We start from the raw sequence: 13,430 nt of genomic DNA on the forward strand, positions 1-13,430 counted from the left end.
CCGCGGGCTGGCGGAGCAGTGCGCTTCGCGAGCGGGCGGTAACGCGGGGTGGGTGCCGCGCGCTGCCCTTGCTTTCCGCCCGCTCGTCCAGGGCGGGCGCGTGGGGCTGCCCTCGGACGCGGCGAGCGGGCGGAAGCGCGGGGTGGACGCGCCTCGGTACCTGGCGTTTCGCCCGCTCGTCCGGGGCGGGCGCGTGGGCGAGACCCCCGTCGCGGCGAGCGTGCGGAAACGCGAGGTGAGTGGCGTGGGGTGCCCCGGTATCTCGCCCGCTCGTCCGGGGCGGACGCGCGGGCGGGACTCGGACGCGCGAGCGGGCGGAAGCGTGGGTGGGTTGCGCGCGGCACCCTGGCATTTCGCCCGCTCGCGGTCGGTCGGCGGACGGGGCCGCCAGCGGGCGAGCCGGCGAGCCGGACGAGCAGGCGCGCGCGAGCGCGCGCGCGAACGGGCGCGGCGCGTACGCCGGGGGCGCACGGACTGCCGTGGGCCCGGGGGCGTCGTCACCCTTGGGGGATGAGCACGATGGAACCCGGTGGCGGCGGCCTCGACGTGATGGACCGAGAGCTCGAGAAGCTCCTCGAAGAGGAAGCGATCGAGCCGGGCGACCACGAGCGGTTCTCGCACTACGTCAAGAAGGACAAGATCCTGCAGTCGGCCCTCAGCGGCAAGCCCGTGAAGGCCCTCTGCGGCAAGAAGTGGATCCCGGGCCGCGACCCGGGAGAAGTTTCCGGTCTGGCCCGACTGCAAGGCCATCTACGAGAAGATGAAGGCCGAGCAGGCTGTCCGGCACCTCAGATGATCAGCGTGGGGATCGCGGGGTCTCCGCGCCGATCCGCAGCGTCCGCCGGCAGCTCTGCCTTCGCGGCCTTGTGGTGCGCCCGCGCTGCCTCGACCCCACGTGCGCCGAGGAACGCCGGATCGACCTCCCCGTTCGTGACGACGGGGACGAGCAGGGGGCGTTCGTCCGGCCCGACCTGACCCTGGGTGAGCACGACCTCGGCGGTGGCGATGCCGTTCCGGAGACGCCGTCCGGCTTCCTTGCGGCCGCCGAGCGAGGCCTTGTCGGCGGACTTCTTCGCGACCGAGACCCACTCGCCGCCGGCCGAGCCGCCGGCCGAGCCGCCGGCCGAGCCGCCAGCGGTGCCGCCAGCGCCGCCGGCAGACGCCTGGTGCGCGACGAGCTTGAACACCATCCCCGCGGCGGGTGGCCCGATCCGGACACCACCGAGGTCCCGACGCCGTACGAGTCGACGGGAGCCGCACGCAGCGCGGCGATCGTGTACTCGTCGAGGTCGTTCGTGACGGTGATCTTCGTCCCGTCGCACCGAGCCGGCTTGAGCTGCGCCCGCACCGAGGCAACGACGGACGGCAGGTCGCCGCTGTCGATGCGCACGGCACCCAGTCGGCCGGAGGTCAGCCGCACGGCGGTGTCGACCGCTTCCTCGATGTCGTAGGTGTCGACCAGCAGGGCGGTGCCGTCGCCGAGCGCGTCGAGCTGGGACCGGAACGCCTGCTCCTCGGAGTCGTGCAGCAGCGTGAACGCGTGTGCGGCCGTGCCCATCGTCGGGATGCCCCAGGTGCGCCCGGCCTCGAGGTTGCTCGTCGCGCCGAACCCGGCGATGTACGCGGCACGCGCGGCGGCGACGGCGTTCCACTCACCGGTGCGACGGGAGCCCATCTCGGCGAGGGGGCGCCCGTCGGCCGCGGACACCATCCGCGCGGCGGCGGAGGCGATCGCGGAGTCGGCGTTGAAGATGCTCAGCGCGAGCGTCTCGAGCACGACGGCCTCGGCGAAGGTGCGCTCGATCTGCAGGACGGGGGAGTTCGGGAAGAAGACCTCGCCCTCGCGGTAGGCGCGGATGCTGCCGGTGAACCGGTAGTCGGCCAGGTAGGCGGCGGTGCCGGCGTCGATGACGCCGCGATCGCGCAGGAAGCCGATCTCCTCGTCGCCGAAGCGGAAGTCGGTGAGCGCGGTGAGGAACCGGCCGAGGCCCGCGACCACCCCGTAGCGACGCCCGTCCGGCAGCCGCCGGGCGAAGACCTCGAACACGCACCGCTCGTCGGCGGTGCCGTCCTTCAGGGCCGCGTCGACCATGGTGAGTTCGTACTGGTCGGTCAGGAGCGCGCTGGTCACCTCCCCGACACTACTGTCGTGTCCCTCGGGAGGCGCGGATTGCGTCGGCCGCCCAGCTCGCGGCCCGCGGTGGCCGGTTCCTGGCGGTCGGGGAGCGGTCGGTACGCTGGTCACCGTGACGGATGTACCGATCGGAGTCTTCGACAGCGGGGTCGGCGGGCTCACGGTGGCCCGCGCCATCATCGACCAGCTGCCGCGGGAGAGCATCCGCTACGTCGGCGACACCCTGCACTCGCCCTACGGCCCGAAGCCGATCGCCGACGTCCGCCGGTACGCGCTCGAGGTGATGGACGACCTGGTCGAACAGGGCGTGAAGGCCCTCGTCATCGCCTGCAACACGGCGTCGTCCGCCGTGCTCCGGGACGCCCGTGAACGCTACGAGCAGGCGTACGGCATCCCCGTCGTCGAGGTGATCCAGCCCGCTGCCCGCGCCGCCGTGAAGCAGACCCGGACGGGTCGGATCGGGTCATCGGCACGGTCGGCACCATCGCGTCCCGGTCCTACGAGGACGCCTTCGCGGTCGCGTCCGACGTCACCCTGACCCTCGCCGCCCGCCCGCGCTTCGTCGAGTTCGTCGAGGCGGGCGACACCTCGTCGCCGGCGCTGCGCGAGGTGGCCGAGGGGTACCTCGCGCCGGTCCGGGCCGCCGACGTCGACACGCTCGTGCTCGGCTGCACCCACTACCCGCTGATGTCGGCCGCCATCCAGTACGTGATGGGGCCGGACGTCACGCTCGTCTCCAGCGCCGAGGAGACCGCGAATGACGTGTACCGACGGCTCGTCGAACACGGACTCGAACGCACCACCCCCGGAACCGCCGACGTACTCGTTCGAGGCGACCGGCGACGACAAGAACGGTTTCATCCGGATCTCGCCCGACGCTTCCTCGGACCCGAGGTCTCCAGCGTCGGCCACCCCTCCAGACCGGGGCCATCGCGTTGCCCCGCATCGAAAGGACCCTTCATGAGCGACTCGCTCCGCATCGACGGCCGCACCACGACCGACCACCGTCCCGTCACGATCGAGCGGGGGTGGAGCGCGCAGGCCGAGGGCAGCGCGCTGATCTCGTTCGGCAACACCAAGGTGCTCTGCACCGCGTCCCCCACGAACGGCGTCCCGCGCTGGCTCGCCGGCAAGGGCACCGGCTGGGTCACCGCCGAGTACTCGATGCTGCCCCGCTCGACGAACGAGCGCATGCAGCGCGAGTCGATCAAGGGCAAGGTCGGCGGTCGCACGCACGAGATCTCCCGCCTGATCGGCCGCCGCTCCGCGCGGTGATCGACATGAAGAGCCTCGGCGAGAACACCCTCGTCATCGACTGCGACGTCCTGCGGCCGACGGCGGCACCTGCACGGCGTCGATCACCGGCGCGTACGTGGCGATGGTCGACGCGATCGAGGGGGCCGCGACAAGGGCTTCATCGCGAAGAAGGCCACGCCGCTGACCGACAGCGTGCAGGCGATCTCGGTCGGCATCGTCAAGGGCGGTATCGATGCTCGACCTGGCGTACACCGAGGACTCGGCGGCCGACACCGACATGAACATCGCCTCACGACCGGCTCCGGCAAGTTCATCGAGGTGCAGGGCACCGCCGAGCACGCGCCGTTCGACCGCGACGAGCTGAACGTCCTGCTCGACCTCGGCCTGGCCGGCAACCAGTCGCTCGCGGCGATCCAGCGCGAGGTCCTGGGGCTGTCCTCGTGACCGGGACCGTCGTCCTGGCCACCCACAACCAGGGCAAGGTCGTCGAGCTCCGCGAGATCCTCGGCGCCGCGATCGAGGGTGTCGAGCCCGGTCGGGTACGACGGCCCGGAGCTCGCCGAGGACGGCGACACCTACGCCGCGAACGCCCTGATCAAGGCCCGTGCCGCGGTGGCCCACACCGGGCTGCCGGCACTCGCCGACGACTCGGGCATCGCGGTCGACGCACTCGACGGGGCCCCAGGGATCCACTCGGCCCGGTACGCCGGCACCCGTTCGGACGCGGACAACATCGCGCTGCTGCTGCGGAACCCTCCTGGAGGGCGTCGTGGAGCGCAACCGCGGCCTTCTGTGCGCGGCGGCCTTCACCGTGACCCCGGACGGCACCGAGCACGTCTTCGAGGCGGTCTGGAACGGCGAGGTCACGACGGAGCTGATCGGCGACGGCGGACACTGGGCACTGACCCGGTGTTCCGGCCGGACGACGCGGACCGGACCTCGGCGGAGCTCACGCGCGACGAGAAGAACGCGCTGAGCCACCGGTCGAAGGCGTTCCGCGGCATCGCGCCGATCGTGCGGGAGTACTTCGGCGTTCTGACGAGCGCGGGCCCTGCCGCCCACCGGCACGCGGCACAACGAGGTCTGGCCCGAACCACGTGATCACGTGGTTCGGGCCGGACTCTGGTTGTGCGAGGTGTTCCGGGAGCGCAGCGCGCGGGCCGCAGCGGACCCTACCTCCGGCCGCGGACTGCTCCTGCTCGTCGTGCTTGGCCTTGCGGGCGTTCCGGAGGTAGGTGATGCCCATCGGGACGACGGTGATGACGACGACCGCTGCCGAGCAGGATGATGTCGATGTACTCGCGGACGATGTGCGCCACGGAACGGGATGTACCGATGAAGTACCCGAGGAAGGTCACCCCGACGCCCCAGACGATCGCGCCGATGGCGTTGTAGAGCGAGTACTTCTTGTAGTTCATCCGCCCGACGCCGGCCGCGATCGGCAGGAAGGTCCGCACCACCGGGACGAAGCGGGCGAGGATCACCGCGAGGGGCCGAACCGGTGGAAGAACGCGTTGGGGTGGTCGACGTTCGCCTTGGAGAACAGACCGCTCTCCTTGCGTTCGAAGATCGCAGGGCCGGCCTTCTTTGCCGATGTAGTATCTCCGAGCTCGCCGCCGAGGAACGCCGCTGCGCCGATCAGTGAGCGCCACACCCAGATCGGGATGCCGCCGATCTCACCGCCGCGGTCGAACGCGAACAGGCCGGTGATGACGAGCAGGCTGTCCCCGGGGAAGATGAACCCGATGAGGAGCCCGGTCTCGGCGAATTTCACGATCGCACAGACGACGAGCACCGCGACCGCCCCGAAGTGGTCGAGGATGTACTGTGCGGACTGCAGCCGGGGATCAGGGCGAGTGCGACGGAGTGCATGGTTCTTCCGGTCGTGGAGGCGGGATGAGGGTTGGAGGACTCCCGCGAGACAGAGGGTACACGTCCGGGCGTGACCCGGCCCATCCCCCGCGGGGTGACTTGTCGGATGCCGCCGCAGAAGTGCGGGAGACCGCGATACACTGGCCGCGTGAAGGAGGGACTCGAACCCTCACGCCCGGGGCAACAGGAACCTAAATCCTGCGTGTCTACCGATTCCACCACTCCCGCGAGCAGCGGCGGTCTACCGAGCGCAGGCCGCCGGGGGCGGCCGTGATCCGCGCCTCCAGACCGGCTGAGCCGGCCGTCCCGACGACCGTCAGCGCAACTGGCGGGGGAGGTACCGCGGGACGTACCGCAGCAGGATGCCCGCGCCGACCAGACCGAGCACGCCCATCACGCCGCTCGCCACCGCGATCGACGCGACGGCGGTCACCCCGAGATCACCAGCGGCGCAGCCGCCTGCCCGAAGTCGCCGGTGAACCGCCACGCACCGAGGAACGGCGCCGGGTTGCCGCGCGGCGCGAGGTCGGCACCGAGCGTCATGAGGATGCCGGATCCGACGCCGTTCGCCAGGGACATGCCGATCGCGATCGCGACGAACCAGCCGACCCGGGCATCCAGGTGCCCGGACCACGCGAGCAGGGGAAGTAACTGACGCTCCAGCCCGAGCATGCAGGAGGGCGCTCGCCAGGCGGCCCCAGCGGTCCATGATCTGGCCGCTCGTGTAGAAGAGCGCGAAGTCGACGGCCCCGGCGATGCCGATGATCAACGCCGCGGTCGCGTCGTCGAGGCCGACGCTGACGGCCCAGAGGGGCAGGATGACCTGCCGTCCGGCGCGGAGCGCGCCGATGAGACCGGCCCCGCTGCCGAGGCGCAGCAGGACGGCACGGTTGGCGCGGATGGTGCGGAAGAGGCCGTGGGCCTCCTGTTGGACGAACTGCGCGCCGGTGTCGGCGGGCGGCTCGGTGATGGCGCTCGCGTCCGTCGCGGGCCGCTCGCGGGCCGGGAGGCGCGGGGCGGCCTCCCGGAAGCCGCGTACGCCCGTCGCGGGGTCGCGCAGGACGAGGAGCACCACGGCCGCAGCCAGGCAGCAGACGATGTGGATCCAGAACGCGCTCTGCGTCGTACCGGTCAGGTGGACCACACCGGCGGCGATGAACGGGCCGACGAAGTAGCCGAAGCGGAACACGCCGCCGAGGCTGGACAGCGCGCGTGCCCGGATGTGCAGCGGGATCGCGGTCGTCATGTAGGCGTGCCGGGCGAGGGCGAAGACGGCGGTGGACACACCGACGAGGAACACCCCGAGCGCGAGCACCCAGGCGTTCGGCGCGACGGTGCACACGAGCAGGCCGACGACGGAGACCGCCGCCGCGCCGATCATCGCGTTCCTGTTCGCCGATCCGCGCGACGACGACCCCGGACGGCACGTCGCCGATGAGCTCCCCGACGAGGATGAGCGCCGCGACGAACCCGGCGAACGCCAGGCTCGCGCCGAGCGAGGACGCGGCGATCGGGATGATCGGGATGATCGCCCCCTCGCCGATCGCGAAGAGGGCGGCCGGCAGGAACCCGGACAGCAGGACCGCCCGGAAGTCGAAGGCGGGGGTGTCGGAGGTCATCGCTCCGGCAACGCTACGCCTGGTGTCCACGCGCGATGCGCTTACCCTGGAGGAATGCGAGTTCTTGCAGCGATGAGTGGTGGGGTCGACTCGGCGGTCGCCGCCGCGCGGGCCGTCGACGCCGGATACGACGTGGTCGGCGTGCACCTCGCCCTCGAGTCGGATGCCGGGCACGCTCCGCACCGGCAGCCGCGGGTGCTGCACCATCGAGGACTCGATGGACGCCCAGCGCGGGGGGGGGGGGGGGGGGGGGGGGGGGGCGGCCTCGGCACTCGGCATCCCCTACTACGTGTGGGACTTCTCAGCGCGGTTCAAGGAGGACGTCGTCGACGACTTCGTGGCCGAGTACCAGGCCGGGCGGACGCCGAACCCCTGCATGCGGTGCAACGAGCGGATCAAGTTCGCGGCGTTGCTCGAGAAGGCGCTCGCCCTCGGGTTCGACGCCGTCTGCACCGGCCACTACGCCTCGATCGTCACCGGGCCGGACGGCGCCCGCGAGCTGCACCGGTCCGCGGCGTGGGCGAAGGACCAGTCCTACGTGCTCGGCGTCCTGACGGCCGAGCAGCTCCAGCACGCGATGTTCCCGCTCGGTGCGACGCCCTCCAAGGACGAGGTCCGTGCCGAGGCCGCCGAGCGCGGGCTGACGGTCGCGCAGAAGCCGGACTCGTACGACATCTGCTTCATCCCGGACGGCGACACCCGCGGCTGGCTGGCCGACCGGGTCGGCACGGCACCGGGCGACGTGGTCGAGCGGGACGGCACGGTCGTCGGAGCGCACCAGGGTGCCCACCGGGTACACCGTCGGACAGCGCCGCGGCCTGGCCCTCGGCCGCCCGGCGCCGGACGGCAAGCCGCGGTTCGTGCTCGAGATCCGCCCGAAGGACAACACCGTCGTGGTCGGCCCGAAGGAGGCGCTCGACGTCACCTCGATGTTGGGCTCGCGCTTCACCTGGGCCGGCACCGCTCCGGCCGACCCCGCGACGCCGTTCGCCTGCGACGTGCAGATCCGGGCGCACGCCGACCCGGTGCCGGCGACGGCCCGGGTGTCGGACGGCACCCTCGTCATCGACGTGGACGCGCCGCTCTCGGGCGTCGCGCCCGGCCAGACCGCGGTGGTCTACGTCGGCACCCGCGTGCTCGGGCAGTGCACGATCGACTCCACGGTGTCGGCGGTCCCGGCGACGGCCTGACCCGGGCGACGGCCCGACCCGCTGAGCCGGCTGGCGCGGCTGCCCGGCCGGCGCGCGGCGCCGCGCCGCGCTCGCTCCCGGGCGGCGCGACCGCTGACGCCAGGGTCGGTGGCGCCCCCGTAGAACCGCCCATGAGCGAGACTGACGCCACGTTCGAGACCATCGACCCTGCCGCGCTCGACGCCGCCCAGGCGCAGCGCGAGGTCGACCGGCCGCGGGCTCGCATCACCGAGCTGCGGAACGCGTACTACTTCGGCGACAACGGTTCGACGGTCACCGACGCCGACTACGACGTGCTGGCACGGCGCCTCGACGCGATCGAACACCGCTTCCCCGAACTGGTGACCGAGGACAGCCCGACGCAGACCGTCGGCGGGCGACGGTGCAGACGGTGCCGTTCGCACTGGTCGAGCACGCCGAGCGGATGCTCTCGCTCGACAACGTCTTCAGCCTGGACGAGCTGACCGACTGGGCGGTCAAGGTCCAGCGTGACGCCGGCGCCGAGCGCGTCCGGTTCCTCACCGAGCTGAAGATCGACGGGCTCGCGATCAACCTGCGCTACGAGGACGGCCGGCTCATCCTCGGCGGCCACCTGCGCGACGGCGTCGTGGGCGAGGACGTCACCGGCAACGTGCTCACGATGGGCACCATCCCCGACCGTCTCTCCGGCAGCGGCCACCCGCCGATCGTCGAGGTCCGCGGCGAGATCTTCTTCCCCGTCGAGCAGTTCGACGAGCTGAACGCCCGGCAGCGCGACGCGGGGGAGCGGGTCAGTTCGCGAACCCGCGGAACGCCGCCGCGGGTTCCCTCCGCCAAAAGGAAGAGGGCGTCCGAGGCGAAGCGTCGCTCATGGTCGACCGGCTGCGCCGACTCCGGATGCTCGTGCACGGCATCGGCGCCTGGCCGGTCCGCGAGCCCGAGCGCGACACCGACGTCCGCGCGCAGTTCGAGGTCTACGAGCTCCTGCAGTCGTGGGTCTCGCCGACGAGCTCGCACTACCGGGTGTTCGACGGCATCGACGAGGCGCTCGGCTTCGTGAAGGACTACGGCGACCGCCGTGCCTCGGTCGAGCACCAGATCGACGGCATCGTGATCAAGGTCGACGACCTGGCGCTGCACGAGGAACTCGGGTCGACCTCGCGGGCCCCGCGCTGGGCGATCGCGGGCAAGTACCTGCCGGAAGAGGTCCACACGAAGCTGGTGGACATCGTCGTCAGCGTCGGCCGCACCGGAAGGGCGACGCCGTCTCAGGTGATGGCCCCGGCCGAGGTCGCCGGCTCCGTCGTGCGGCAGGCGACCCTGCACAACCAGCAGGTGGTCAAGGCGAAGGGCGTCCTGATCGGCGACACCGTCGTGCTGCGGAAGGCGGGCGACGTCATCCCCGAGGTGCTCGGCCCGGTGGTGGAGCTCCGCGACGGCAGCGAGCGCGGGTCGTGATGCCGACGCACTGCCCGGAGTGCGGCACCGAGCTCGCCCCGGCGAAGGAGGGCGACATCGACCTCCGCTGCCCGAACGCGAAGAGCTGCTCGGCGCAGGTCCGCGGCCGTGTGGAGCACATCGCCTCGCGCGGGTCGCTCGACATCGAGGGCCTCGGCGAGGTGCGTGCCGCTGCGCTGACCCAGCCGTCCTTCCCCGAGCAGCCCCTGCTCGTGACCGAGGCGGGCCTGTTCGACCTGACGATGCAGGACATCGTCCTGATCGAGGTGGTCGTCCGCGACCTGAGACCGGCATGGAGAAGACGACCGACGACGGCGCCCCGAAGCGCGTGACGCCGTTCAGTCGGGCACGGAAGAAGACCGACCCGCCGTTCGACCCGGACGCCCGCGGCGCGGACCACACCGGCGAGCCGAGCCGCTACCCGTCGAAGAACGCGTTCGAGATGCTCGCCAACATCGACGCCGCCGAAGGCCGAAGCTGCTGTGGCGGATCCTGGTCGGCCTGAGCATCCGCCACCTCGAGGCCCGGTCGCGGCCCGCGCCCTGGCGAACCACTTCCGGGTCGCGCTCGACGCGATCCGCTCCGCCACGCGCGAGGAGCTGGCGGGCGGTGGACGGTGTCGGGGATCTACGCCGAGCGCCCTGCTCGACCTGATCGAGGTCGACCGGCACCGCGAGATATCGACCGGTGGACACGGCAAGCTGGCGTGCGTTCACGACGCCGGGACACCCGGGCCCACGAGCCGCCGAGACCGAGGGCGGCGTGCTGAGCGGCGTCCCCGCGTCGTCGCGACCGGGTCAGCTCGAGGGAGATGCAGCCGACGAAGGCGCACAAGAGGCGATCATCGCTGCCGTGGGGCAAGGCCACGGGAGTGTGAGCAAGAAGTGCGAGCTTCGTCGCCCGCCGGACCGGGGGGCGGGGTCGAAGCTCACGCGAAGGCCGAGCAACTCGGGCTTTCCGGATCATCGACGCCGAGCAGTTCCGCCTGCCCGGCAATGCCGAGGGGCCGGCGGCGCTCGGCGAGGCGCCGGAGCCGACACCGGAGGCCGACACCGGAGACCCCGCCGACGGACTGAGGAGTCCTCGGGAGCACAGCCCGGACTGTCCGCACGCTGCGGCGCGCCCGGCTCCGCACCCAGATCGAGGGTCGGTGCATCCTGCACGCGCATCGACCCGGTCATTCTCCTCACACTCGTGACGACGCATCTACCCGTCGCTCCAAGGGGATCGACGGGACGGCCTTCCCGGGGGGGACCCGACTGCTGCTCATCGCCGCGGCTCTGCTCACCGCCTCGTTGCACTCCACTCGGAGTGGTCGAGGCCCCAGTCGCGCCCGCGGTCCAGGTCCGTGCTGGCGCCGACAGACGTCCACGCGTCTGGTCGACGACCGGTCCGCGCGGCCGTCGGTTCGGCCTGTCGTCGACGGACGCACCCGCGCGTCCGTCCGGTGCGCCCGGTATGACCGGGGTACAGATGACGGGCGGCGGTCCTCGCCGGGGCGCACGGTCGGACGTTCCCCCTCGACCTGTCCCGCCCTGGACCGGTCGGCGCTCACGCTGCATCCGACCGCCGGGTGCTCGCGACCGCGCAGGACGACCCGCCGTCGGCCGCCGACGTCACCACTTGGTGGGCCGGGCTCGGTGTCGACGAACGCGGGCGGCCGGTCCGCGGCGCCGGCCGTCGTCGGGAACCTCGAGGGCGTGCCGTACGACGTCCGGGACCGAGCGAACCGGTCCGTGCTCGCCGCCGGCTGTGGCCGACCCCTCGGTCGGAGCCGCCCGCACCGCCATGCTCGGGCAGGTGGAGCAGTCGCTCGTCCACGACCCGGGTGCGCCCCGGCGGAACCCTCGTCACGCTCGACCTGCGCGGGTCCGGCGAGGCGGCGATCGCCATAGGCGACCTCGACACGGCCGCCGACGTCACGGTCGTCGTGCCGGGCATGTTCTTCACCGTCACCGGGCAGATGACGGACTTCACGAACACCGCGAACGACCTGTACAGCGAGCAGGCGACCCTGGCCGGCGTCGCGGCCCCGGCACCGGGGAGCGGGGGTCGCCGTCATCGCGTGGATGGGGTACCGGACACCCGACCTGTCGAACATCCTGTCGCTCGGGCTCGCGAAGACCGGCGCGGACGGCTCGAGCGGGCCGTCGACGGCCTCCGGCAGGTCCGCGACGGCGAGGAGCCCCGGGTGAACGTCGTGGCGCACTCGTACGGGTCGACGACGGCCCCGATGGCGCTGTCGTCCGGACGGATGAGCGCCGACTCCCTCACCGTGCTCGGATCGCCGGGCAGCGACGTGCAGACGTCGTCGGAGCTGTCCGTCGGCGCCGGGCAGGTGTTCGTCGGCGACGCACACAGCGACCCCATCGCGGGCTCCGGCTACTTCGGTACCGACCCCGGGTCGTCGGCGTTCGGCTCGACCGTCCTCGACCTCGCCGGCGGCCTCGACGTGCAGGACGCGGGGGACGTGTTCCACGGCCCGTCGGGCACAACGACTACCTCAAGCCGGGGACGGCCTCCTTGTATGACGTCGCGCTCATCGCGGTCGGCCGCGGAGACCTCGTGCGCGAGCAGCTGCGCCCGCGGCGAGGGCAGCAAGGACGGCGTCCCGCAGACGTCGCCGGACATGTACCTCGTGCGACCGCAGGACCTGCACCCGCGCGACTGACCACCTGTGGGGACCGTCGGGCCGTCGCTGGGTGCCAACCCTGTGTGCCGACGCAGCCGGATCTCGTTCCACGGCAGAACCAGTGCAGCCCTGCGCCCTACCGTGCCCCCATGCGTGTGGTGCGATGGCCTGGTGCTCTCCTGACGTTCGTCGCGATGTCGGCGCTGGCCGGCATGTCTCGTCGCCGTCGCCGTGACCCCCGGGGTCGCCGTCGCCGGTGAGGGGACCTCCGGTGCGGTGGCGTTCTTCGAGGACCTGCCGAGCTACCTCGACATCCAGACGCCGCAGCAGGTGTCGTCGGTCTACGCGACGAAGGGCGGCCAGCAGGTCAAGATCGCGTCGTTCTACGCCGAGAACCGGACGAACGTGTCGTCCGCGGCGATGGCCCGGACGTCAAGCAGGCGGCGACCGACATCGGAGGACCCGCGGTTCTACGACGAGGGCGGCGTCGACGTCATCGGGACCCTGCGCGCGACCATCGCGGACGCGCTGCACCACAGTGTGCAGGGCGGCTCGAGCATCACCCAGCAGTACGTGAAGAACGTGCTCGTCCAACAGTGGCGAGCAGCTGACCGGCAAGGACACCGATGCGACCACCGCGCTGGTGGACGCCTGCTACAAGAAGGTCGCCGGACAGTCGAAGGCGCGAAGCTGCAGGAGATCCGGTACGCGGTCGCGGTCAACAAGAAGTACACGAAGGACCAGATCCTCACCGGGTACCTCAACATCGTCGGGCTCGGCGGAAGGTCTACGGCGCCGAGGCCGGGGCCGAGTACTACTTCGGCGTGCACGCGAAGGACCTCTCGCTGGTGCAGTCCGCGACCCTCGTGGCGATCTTCAACTACCCGTCGCGGCTGCGCATCGACCAGCCGAAGGACAAGGACAACGGGGCGGCGAACGGGTACGCGGCGACCAAGGTCCGGCGCGACTACGTGCTGCAGCGGATGTACGTCCACCACGACATCACGAAGGCCCAGCTCGCCCAGGCCAAGGCCACCCCCGTCACGCCGAAGATCACGGCGACGGCCAACGGCTGCTCGACGGCCGCGGCGAGGGCTACGACGCCGGGTACTTCTGCGACTACGTGCGCGACCAGGTGCTGCAGGACACCGCGTTCGGCAAGACCGCCCCGGAGCGGATCGCCGCGCTCGACACCGAGGGCCTGCAGATCCACACCACGCTGAACCTCGACCTGCAGAACCAGGCGCAGACGGCGCTGTCCTCCTACGTCCCGCAGACGATGCCGGGCG

At 71.8% G+C, this 13,430-nt stretch carries 9 protein-coding genes, 1 tRNA gene and 9 pseudogenes; 14 read left to right on the forward strand and 5 right to left on the reverse strand.

From position 1 onward, the window contains the following. Positions 1 to 510 precede the first annotated feature (510 nt). Positions 511 to 796: pseudogene (locus ACZ8AI_RS13600) on the forward strand (DUF3039 domain-containing protein). Here the strand turns inward: ACZ8AI_RS13600 and ACZ8AI_RS13605 are convergent. Then, positions 789 to 2,092, reverse strand: a pseudogene (locus ACZ8AI_RS13605) (nicotinate phosphoribosyltransferase). The pseudogenes ACZ8AI_RS13600 and ACZ8AI_RS13605 sit on opposite strands and share 8 nt — an antisense overlap. A gap of 154 nt (positions 2,093 to 2,246) precedes the next feature. Here ACZ8AI_RS13605 and murI point away from each other — a divergent pair. The 3 genes and pseudogenes from murI to ACZ8AI_RS13620 form a co-directional block, all read left to right on the forward strand. After that, a pseudogene (gene murI, locus ACZ8AI_RS13610) lies at positions 2,247 to 3,040 on the forward strand (glutamate racemase); the annotation flags it as partial. Positions 3,041 to 3,094: 54 nt separating this feature from the next. Then, positions 3,095 to 3,835: pseudogene (gene rph / locus ACZ8AI_RS13615) on the forward strand (ribonuclease PH). A gap of 78 nt (positions 3,836 to 3,913) precedes the next feature. After that, positions 3,914 to 4,492: a non-canonical purine NTP pyrophosphatase gene (locus ACZ8AI_RS13620; RefSeq protein ID WP_464858664.1), complete on the forward strand. Its 579-nt coding sequence runs from the start codon at positions 3,914 to 3,916 to the stop codon at positions 4,490 to 4,492. 71 nt (positions 4,493 to 4,563) lie between these two features. Here the strand turns inward: ACZ8AI_RS13620 and ACZ8AI_RS13625 are convergent, their stop codons facing one another. The 4 genes and pseudogenes from ACZ8AI_RS13625 to ACZ8AI_RS13640 all read right to left on the reverse strand — a co-directional run bounded on the left by ACZ8AI_RS13625 (position 4,564) and on the right by ACZ8AI_RS13640 (position 6,828). Beyond that, entirely contained in the window at positions 4,564 to 4,875 is a 312-nt protein-coding gene (locus tag ACZ8AI_RS13625) for a DedA family protein (RefSeq protein ID WP_464858665.1), read from the reverse strand. Next, on the reverse strand, positions 4,872 to 5,165 hold the full coding sequence (locus ACZ8AI_RS13630; protein WP_464858666.1) for a DedA family protein: 294 nt from the start codon (positions 5,163 to 5,165) through the stop codon (positions 4,872 to 4,874). Before ACZ8AI_RS13630 ends, ACZ8AI_RS13625 begins: the two co-directional genes overlap by 4 nt. Positions 5,166 to 5,404: 239 nt before the next feature. Then, a tRNA-Leu gene (locus tag ACZ8AI_RS13635) sits at positions 5,405 to 5,492 on the reverse strand. An 87-nt stretch (positions 5,493 to 5,579) separates the two neighbouring features. Next, a pseudogene (locus tag ACZ8AI_RS13640) lies at positions 5,580 to 6,828 on the reverse strand (MFS transporter). On the opposite strand from ACZ8AI_RS13640, the gene ACZ8AI_RS13645 reads away from it, so the two are divergent. The 10 genes and pseudogenes from ACZ8AI_RS13645 (at position 6,716) to ACZ8AI_RS13690 (ending at position 13,364) form a co-directional block, all read left to right on the forward strand. Beyond that, entirely contained in the window at positions 6,716 to 6,958 is a 243-nt protein-coding gene (locus tag ACZ8AI_RS13645; protein WP_464858829.1) for a hypothetical protein, read from the forward strand. The pseudogene ACZ8AI_RS13640 and the gene ACZ8AI_RS13645 sit on opposite strands and share 113 nt — an antisense overlap. Continuing rightward, positions 6,937 to 8,072, forward strand: a pseudogene (gene mnmA / locus ACZ8AI_RS13650) (tRNA 2-thiouridine(34) synthase MnmA). The gene ACZ8AI_RS13645 and the pseudogene mnmA overlap by 22 nt, the downstream one beginning before the upstream one ends. Before the next feature lie 131 nt (positions 8,073 to 8,203). Then, positions 8,204 to 8,536 carry a hypothetical protein gene (locus ACZ8AI_RS13655; RefSeq protein ID WP_464858667.1) on the forward strand — a complete coding sequence of 111 codons (333 nt, stop codon included), beginning with the start codon at positions 8,204 to 8,206 and terminating at the stop codon, positions 8,534 to 8,536. Continuing rightward, a pseudogene (locus ACZ8AI_RS13660) lies at positions 8,497 to 8,772 on the forward strand (NAD-dependent DNA ligase LigA); the annotation flags it as partial. The gene ACZ8AI_RS13655 and the pseudogene ACZ8AI_RS13660, both read left to right, overlap by 40 nt. A gap of 122 nt (positions 8,773 to 8,894) precedes the next feature. Further along, positions 8,895 to 9,194: pseudogene (locus ACZ8AI_RS13665) on the forward strand (NAD-dependent DNA ligase LigA); the annotation flags it as partial. Between the two features lie 129 nt (positions 9,195 to 9,323). Further along, positions 9,324 to 9,509 (forward strand): hypothetical protein, encoded by a 186-nt coding sequence (locus ACZ8AI_RS13670; RefSeq protein WP_464858804.1) that lies wholly within the window; start codon positions 9,324 to 9,326, stop codon positions 9,507 to 9,509. Beyond that, the gene (locus ACZ8AI_RS13675; protein WP_464858668.1) at positions 9,509 to 9,841 is read left to right on the forward strand and encodes a hypothetical protein; all 333 of its coding nucleotides are present in this window, start codon (positions 9,509 to 9,511) and stop codon (positions 9,839 to 9,841) included. The genes ACZ8AI_RS13670 and ACZ8AI_RS13675 overlap by 1 nt, the downstream gene beginning before the upstream one ends. Then, positions 9,838 to 10,014, forward strand: a complete 177-nt coding sequence (locus ACZ8AI_RS13680; protein WP_464858669.1) for a hypothetical protein — start codon at positions 9,838 to 9,840, stop codon at positions 10,012 to 10,014. The genes ACZ8AI_RS13675 and ACZ8AI_RS13680 overlap by 4 nt, the downstream gene beginning before the upstream one ends. 1,323 nt (positions 10,015 to 11,337) lie before the next feature. Next, the gene (locus tag ACZ8AI_RS13685; protein WP_464858670.1) at positions 11,338 to 12,180 is read left to right on the forward strand and encodes an alpha/beta hydrolase; all 843 of its coding nucleotides are present in this window, start codon (positions 11,338 to 11,340) and stop codon (positions 12,178 to 12,180) included. Positions 12,181 to 12,561: 381 nt separating this feature from the next. Next, a pseudogene (locus tag ACZ8AI_RS13690) lies at positions 12,562 to 13,364 on the forward strand (transglycosylase domain-containing protein). Positions 13,365 to 13,430 lie beyond the last annotated feature (66 nt).

This window comes from Curtobacterium sp. AC273 (assembly GCF_979253735.1).